The organism is Chryseobacterium sp. PMSZPI, assembly GCF_002835665.1.
GTDB lineage: Bacteria > Bacteroidota > Bacteroidia > Flavobacteriales > Weeksellaceae > Chryseobacterium.
Map to the genome: position 1 here is coordinate 21985 of NZ_PIZV01000034.1, position 2129 is coordinate 24113.

Below are 2129 nucleotides of genomic sequence, written 5' to 3' on the forward strand. Positions count from 1 at the left end.
ATCTGTATCAGATTTTCAGGACTAGTCAATCCAAACAAGGAACTACAGTTTTTTAGAAAAGTACATTTTTAGTTATAACTTCAGATATAAAATAATCTTCATATCTAGAATTGATAAATTTGCATTTAATTCCGTTGGGAAAATGATAAATAAATACACCAGCTCCCAATTAAAGCCAAAAATGAAGCAAATATAAAAGGAGCTCCACTAAAGAATATTGGGGTGTTATCAGAAGTAAAATAAGCAAATATCCCGGTCATTAATAATGGTCCAAAAACTGCTGTAATACTACCAATACTGGATAATCCTCCCTGGAGCACTCCCTGTTTGTTATCGGGTACTTTTGAAGATATCATACTTTGGAGTATAGGGGTAGCCATTCCTCCTAATGCATACGGAATCATAACGACAAAAGCCATCCATGATGCATTGATGAACCCAAAAAGCAACAAACTAACACAATAAATGAACATACAAACCATAATAGCTTTCTTCTGTCCTAATTTGTCAATAAATAATCTAATAAATAATCCTTGGGATACTACCATTAAAATGCCAAAAAAGCCTAATGAGTAACCTATCATATCTGCCTTCCAGTTAAATTTTTCCATTCCATATACATTCCAGATACTCGACATAGCGTGACCCGCCAAAGCTATAAATACAAAAGCAATGATCAGATATGGTCCCAATATTTCTTTTTTAATACTTTTCATGGCACTGATAGGGTTGGCAGCTTTCCATGAAAATGATCTTCGATTATCATCTTTAAGTGATTCGGGCAAAACAAAAAAACCATAGATCAAATTGAGTAAGCTCAATGCAGCAGCTGTATAGAAAGGAATTCGCTCTCCATAATGACCTAATACTCCCCCGATCAGAGGACCTATTATTAGACCAAGCCCTGCAATTGCACTTATCATTCCAAAATTCTGGCTTTTCTTCTCCGGGGTACTGATATCTGAAACATATGCTGTAACCGTTGTCATACTGGATCCCATAATTCCCGCAATTATTCTTCCAACAAACAGCCATATAAGATTGGGTGCCATTGCCAGAATCAAATAATCTATTCCAAGTCCCAATAAAGACCATAACAATAATGGCCGTCTCCCGTAACGATCACTAAGACTTCCCAATACAGGAGCAAATATAAACTGCATTAAGGCATATAGGGATATAAACCAACCAATATACTTTGTTGTAGCACTTAGATCTCCATTCGATAATTTTAAAATAAGTGTGGGTAACACAGGAGCTACAATTCCTATCCCAATAATATCAATCAGAACTGTAACATAAATAAACACTAATGCGTATTCTTTTTTCCTAATCATGATAAAGATAATTGTTTGATTTAGCAGTTGCAGTATCCATTGCATTTTTAATAATCTGTGCGAGATAATTGAAATGCTGATTGATAAAGAAGTGATTTCCTTTTACAATTTGGCATTCGCAGCCGGCAGTTGTATAGTTTTGCCAATTTCTAATGTTGAGTGCGTACTGCTCATCTTTACCCATTACAGCATAAATTGGTGTCTGTATTTTTCCATTAAAAGTCCTATTTTCATTGTTTTCTAATAATCCGAAATCAGCTCTGAGTAAAGGTTCAAAGAAATCAAGCAATTCTTCTATTTCCATTACCTCATCGGACAGCCCACCAAGTTTTCTCACTTCAGCAAAAAAGTCTGTTCTTGGCAGTTCTGAAATGGGAAGATTTTTTTTTATTTTGGGTCCGGGGAAACCTGTAGGAATAAAATATTTAGGAGCATCTCCATTATTCTCCATAATCTGGCATATTTCAAGTCCCAGGATAGCACCCATACTATGTCCATAGATAATGTAAGGAACATTTTTTTTCCTTGTTTGCTTTATCTGGACCAGTAAATCTCCTACTGCTGTTTGTTTATTCTCCAAAAAAGGTTCAGACATACGTTCTCCTCTTCCCGGAAGTTCCGGAGTTTCTATCTGAAAATATGATTGTAAATTTTCGATTAGGGGACGAAAAGAGTTTTTGTCTCCGCCCGCATAATGTAATAAATAAATCTGCGGTTTTGATGATATTGTTGTGTTCATATGTTTTTTTGTTAAAATAAGACATGGAGGCTGTCCTCTCCATGTCTTTCAGG

At 35.4% G+C, this 2129-nt stretch carries 2 protein-coding genes; both read right to left on the bottom strand.

Going from position 1 to position 2129, the window contains the following annotated elements; translation table 11 throughout:
• Positions 1 to 125: 125 nt before the first annotated feature.
• Entirely contained in the window at positions 126 to 1337 is a 1212-nt protein-coding gene (locus CW752_RS07060; RefSeq protein ID WP_101239053.1) for a TCR/Tet family MFS transporter, read from the bottom strand.
• On the bottom strand, positions 1330 to 2076 hold the full coding sequence (locus tag CW752_RS07065) for a thioesterase II family protein (RefSeq protein WP_101239054.1): 747 nt from the start codon (positions 2074 to 2076) through the stop codon (positions 1330 to 1332). The genes CW752_RS07060 and CW752_RS07065 overlap by 8 nt, the downstream gene beginning before the upstream one ends.
• Positions 2077 to 2129: the final 53 nt, after the last annotated feature.

Coding starts and splice junctions, on each gene's coding strand:
- CW752_RS07060 (WP_101239053.1), bottom strand. CDS start 1,337: ATGATTAGGAAAAAAGAATACGCATTAGTGTTTATTTATGTTACAGTT.
- CW752_RS07065 (WP_101239054.1), bottom strand. CDS start 2,076: ATGAACACAACAATATCATCAAAACCGCAGATTTATTTATTACATTAT.